The organism is Pseudomonas sp. Pseusp97 (assembly GCF_047304025.1).
Taxonomy (GTDB): domain Bacteria; phylum Pseudomonadota; class Gammaproteobacteria; order Pseudomonadales; family Pseudomonadaceae; genus Pseudomonas.
Map to the genome: position 1 here is coordinate 1 of NZ_JBGLYK010000312.1, position 4785 is coordinate 4785.

Consider the following 4785-nt stretch of genomic DNA (forward strand, 5'->3'; position numbering starts at 1 on the left):
CGCGACATCCATGTCGCTCAACCCCTGAAACTCCACTTCAACGAGGCCTCCTGAACGGGGCAGTTCGGAGTGCGCGGTTGTTTCTCTGGAAGCCTTTTAGAGCCAGAGCCAGAGCCAGAGCCAGAGCCAGAGCTGGATCAGGGCGTTTGTCTTTTCGTAGGAGCGAGCTTGCTCGCGAACCGCCCCCGCGCTGACGTACCCGCTTTTCGTAGGAGCGGACCTTCCATCCCCACCGAACCCACGGCGAAACACAAGCGTAGGATGGCGTGGAGCGCAGCGATACCCATCAATTGGCGCGGGCTGGACAGCATGGGTATCGCAGGCTCCACCCATCCTACAAAAGCGCTCAACACTGGCCGAGACCGGCGCGAAACGGCTCGCGGGCGGGGCAGCTCGTGCAAGTGGCGAATGCATAAGCCCAAGTCCGCCGCGAAGGACATCGCGGACAGGGTCCGCTCCTACGAAACCGGGTACGTCGGGGCGGCGCCGGTTCGCGAGCAAGCTCGCTCCTACGACAAGCCCCAAGTCGGCAGATACGTAGGGCGCAAAACGCCGCAGGCGTTATCCGCCAGTTCGGCAGATAAACCGTTCCGGGTTATGCGCCCTACGCAGATACCTCGGCCAGCGCCCATAAAAAAGCCCCCGCACCTCAGGGTGCGGGGGCATTGGCGCCGATGGGGGAAAGCGCCAGGTCCCGGGGCTCAGCGAACCACGGCCTGCACTTCCACGTTCTCCGTGGTGCGGCCGTAGACGTCTTCCAGACGCTCGATGTCGTCCTCGCCCAGGTAGCTGCCCGATTGCACTTCGATGATCTCCAGCGGGATCTTGCCGGGGTTGGCCAGGCGGTGGACCGAGGCGATCGGGATGTAGGTGGACTGGTTCTCGGTGAGCAGGAAGGTCTTGTCGTCACAGGTCACCTGGGCGGTGCCGGAGACGACGATCCAGTGCTCGGCGCGGTGGTGGTGCATCTGCAGCGACAGGCGCGCACCGGGTTTGACGGTGATGTGCTTGACCTGGAAGCGGCCGCCCATGTCCACCGAGTCGTAGGAGCCCCACGGACGATAGACCTGGCAGTGGTTCTGGGTTTCGGTACGGCCGGCGGCGTCGAGCTGGTTGACCACCTTCTTGACGTCCTGCACGCGGTCCTTGTGGGCGATCATCATGGCGTCCTTGGTCTCGACCACCACGATGTCTTCCAGGCCGATGACCGACACCAGCTTGCCGTTGCCGTGCACCAGGCAGTTGTGGCTGTCGTGGACCGTCACGTCGCCCATGGTGACGTTGCCGTCGGCGTCCTTGTCGTGGACTTCCCAGATCGACGACCAGCTGCCGACGTCGTTCCAGCCGGCGGCCAGGGGGACCACGCAGGCGCGACGGGTCTTTTCCATCACGGCGTAGTCGATGGAGTTGTCCGGGCAGCACTCGAAGGTGGCGGCGTCGATGTTGATCAGGTCGCCGTCATGCTGGCTGCGCTCCAGGGCGAGCAGGCAGGTGTCGTAGATGTCGGCGTCGTGCTTCTTCAGTTCTTCCAGGAAGCGGCTGGCGCGGAACAGGAACATGCCGCTGTTCCAGAAGTAGCCGCCGTCCTCGACGAACTGCTGGGCGCGGGCCTCGTCGGGTTTCTCGATGAAGCGCTCGACGCGGATGACGCCGTCCGGCAGGCCGCGCTCGTCGCCGGCCTTGATATAGCCGTAGCCGGTTTCCGGGCGGTTGGCGGGGATGCCGAAGAGCACCATCTCGCCTTTTTCCGCGGCGTTGGTGGCCAGCGCCAGGGCACGCTGGAAGGCGCGCTGGTCATCGATGACGTGGTCGGCCGGGAGCACCAGCAGCAGTTCGTCGCGGCCTTCGGCAAGCAGCTTCATGGCGGCGATGGCGACCGCCGGAGCGGTGTTGCGACCGAAGGGTTCGAGGAGAATCGACTGGGTCTTCAGGTTCAGCGCTTCGAGCTGCTCCTGGACGATGAAACGGTGTTCCTGGTTGCTCACCACCACCGGCGGCTCCATGCCTTCGAACACCAGGCGCTCCAGGGTCTGCTGGAACAAGGTGTGGTCGCCGGTCAGGGCCAGGAACTGCTTGGGATACTGTTTGCGCGAAAGAGGCCAGAGTCGCGAGCCGCTGCCACCGGATAGAATTACTGGGATCATCGGGTTTCTCCTAAAGCGTTTGCGTTCTGTTGGCCGGACCACGTCATGCGGGCCGGCGTACCGTTTGGGTGACCTCTCCTGTGCCTGCCGTGGTTGCGGCGCACTGGTTTTTCTGCCGGTGTGGGGCCGGTCTTGTTGTTCTGGCTGGGGATCCGGCGCGATGTGGAGCGCCCTCTCCCTAACCCTCTCCCTGAAGGGAGAGGGGACTGTTCGGAGCGAGTCGGGACATTCCCGCTCGCCGGGTAGTACTGAAATTTCCGTGCGCACGGATGGCTCCCTCTCCCTTCAGGGAGAGGGTGGGGGAGAGGGGCGGGATTCGCCCCCAGTTCGAAGAACGCCATCCGCTGCAAGGCCTCAGTCCGCCTTCACCGGACGCTTGACCCACACCGGGTTCAGCTTGGCGCCGTCGCCAGTGACGTAGAGGCAGACCACTTCGCCGCGCTCGAGGGTGACCGGCTTGAGGTCGCTGACCTTCTTCGCGCCGTCGAACAGCGCCAGGTTCACTTTCACCGGGTTGATCTCGCGGTCGCCGTGGCTCTGCGGGGCGACGTTGCTGACGACTTCGGTCTTGCCGTCGGCGGTCTTCAGGGTGAGCGCCTTGCCGCTGAGGTTCTGTACGCGGACCAGGGCCTTCTGCTTGTTCTTGAACGGCGGCTCGGGCACCAGGCGCGGCTGGCCGCCGGGCTGGCTGACCAGGGTGTAGTAGGAATCCGGGTCGAGTTTCACCGGCAGGCTCTGCGAGCCGACCTTGGCGGTGTAGTTGCCCGGCGGGAGGAACTTGAAGTCGCTGGAGCCCAGCGGCGAGATGTCGTTCAGGGTGGCGTTGCCGACGCTGACGGACAGCTCGCCGCTGCCGGCGTTGTAGGCCCGTACGAAGGTGGAGCCCTTGGGAGCCTGCGGGCCGTACAGCGCGCCTTCACCGCCGGCGAAGGCGCCGAAGGATGCGGCGCCCAGGGCCAGTGCCAGGGCGGACGACTTCAGGGTGCGAATGCTCAGTCGGTTGATGCTCAGTCGGTTCATGGGGTTGTACCTCCGTCTTCTCTCTTGTGTGGGCGCGGGTGGCGCCCAGTTCCGGCGCTCGATGCGCCGTGAATACCTGGGTTAACGAGCAGGTGCCTGGTTGGAAGCCAGGCGTTCGTCGCGGCTACCCGCTGCCCGCAGTTGCGCCACCCAGTCCGGGTTGAACTGGCTCAGGTCGCTGTGCATCGGCAGGTAGCGCTCGGGGAACTCCCACACCAGCAATTGCGCCGGCTTCTGCTTGAAGCCTTCGTCCTGCAGGAGTTCGAGCATGGGTTCCAGGGGGCCCTTGCCCTCCTTGGCGTAGTTGATGACATCCGCCGAGAGCGCCTGCTTGAGGGCGCCGGCGAAGTTCCAGCGCGGGTTGGCGCTGTAGCTGGTACCGACCAGCGCGACCTGCGGCTGGGCGCTGTCGCCGAAGAGGTCGCCGCCGCCGTTGTCGGCGGAGGCGGCATCCTCGGCCGGATGGGTCTGGCGCTGTTCCAGCTGGTCCTCGGCGGGCAGCAGGTTGGTGAACAGCGGGTCCAGGGGCAGGAAGGTCAGCAGGTCGCCCTTGTGCGCGCCGCTCTTGCCGGCCTCGGTGACGAAGCTCTGGGACGGCAGCTCGGAGCCGACGCTGGCGCGGATGCTTTCGCCCAGGCGCTGGGCCACGGCTTCGGCGCCCAGCGGGGTCCAGTGGGTGTCGGTGCGCAGGAACACCTGGCCGTTGTCCTTGGCCTTTTCCATCGTCTCCAGCAGCTCGGGCGCGGCCATGCCGGCCTGGCGGGCGCGCTGCAGGAAGTCGGTGTAGAGCGAGGCGTGCAGGGCTGCCGGCTGCTCCTTGCCAACGTACTCGGGGTAGAGGCGGGTCTTGGCCGGGATGATCGCCAGCACCAGCTTCACGCCGCGGCGCTCCAGCTCCTGCTGCACGCCACGCACCAGCGCCCAGTTGTCTTCGAGCTGCTGCTGGGTGGGCGCGGGCTTGAACTCTTCATCGGTGAACAGCCAGCCGTCCTTGCCGATCACCACGCCGGGGCGGCCCTCGTCGAAGAGGGTGTAGTCCAGCGCGGCCCAGAGGTTGGTGCCCAGGCGCTTGATCGGGAATTGCTCGTCGTAGTGGCCTTCGAAGGCATGGGCCAGCTTGCCGTTGAGCACGGTGGTGCCCTCGGCCGCGGAGAAGCTGGGGAACGCCTTCAGCGACCAGCCGGCAAGGCCGAGCAGCATCCCGCCGAAGGCGGCGATGTAGGCGTACTGGAGAGGTTTGGCGATTCTCATGGTTTCCACTGGCATGATCTGGCCTCGCTCAGAACTGGAAGTAGAGGAACGGCGAGTAGCTCTGCGCCGAGAGCTTGAGCACCGAGGCGGCGAACAGCAGGAGCAGGGCGACGCGGGTGGCCAGTACCGGCAGCTGGGTCATCCAGTGCGGCTGGTAGACGGCGGCGCCGCTGGGCGAATAGGCGATCGCCGCCGGGTCCTGCTGGGCCATGGCCGGGGTGCGCGGCTGGGCGCTGGCCGGGCCGGGGGGCAAGGCCAATTACCCCAGCCTGAGGCCCGCCCTGCAGCCCCGCCTGCCATTGCGGCTCGCCTCCATCTACACGCGCCGCACCCTGGCCGCGCGGGACAACCTGGTCGACCTGCTGCTGCT

Annotated in this window: 3 protein-coding genes and 1 pseudogene; all 4 read right to left on the reverse strand. The window is 66.2% G+C overall.

Annotation, left to right across the window (positions count from 1 at the left end; all coding sequences use genetic code 11):
* Window positions 1-701 precede the first annotated feature (701 nt).
* Window positions 702-2144: a mannose-1-phosphate guanylyltransferase/mannose-6-phosphate isomerase gene (locus ACCC94_RS27770; RefSeq protein WP_413352811.1), complete on the reverse strand. Its 1443-nt coding sequence runs from the start codon at window positions 2142-2144 to the stop codon at window positions 702-704.
* Between the two features lie 354 nt (window positions 2145-2498).
* Complete coding sequence (gene algF, locus ACCC94_RS27775; protein ID WP_413352812.1) at window positions 2499-3164, reverse strand: alginate O-acetyltransferase AlgF; 666 nt, start codon at window positions 3162-3164, stop codon at window positions 2499-2501.
* A gap of 81 nt (window positions 3165-3245) precedes the next feature.
* The gene (locus ACCC94_RS27780; RefSeq protein ID WP_413352813.1) at window positions 3246-4430 is read right to left on the reverse strand and encodes an alginate O-acetyltransferase; all 1185 of its coding nucleotides are present in this window, start codon (window positions 4428-4430) and stop codon (window positions 3246-3248) included.
* A gap of 13 nt (window positions 4431-4443) precedes the next feature.
* Window positions 4444-4659 (reverse strand): annotated as a pseudogene (locus tag ACCC94_RS27785) (membrane-bound O-acyltransferase family protein); the annotation flags it as partial.
* Window positions 4660-4785 lie beyond the last annotated feature (126 nt).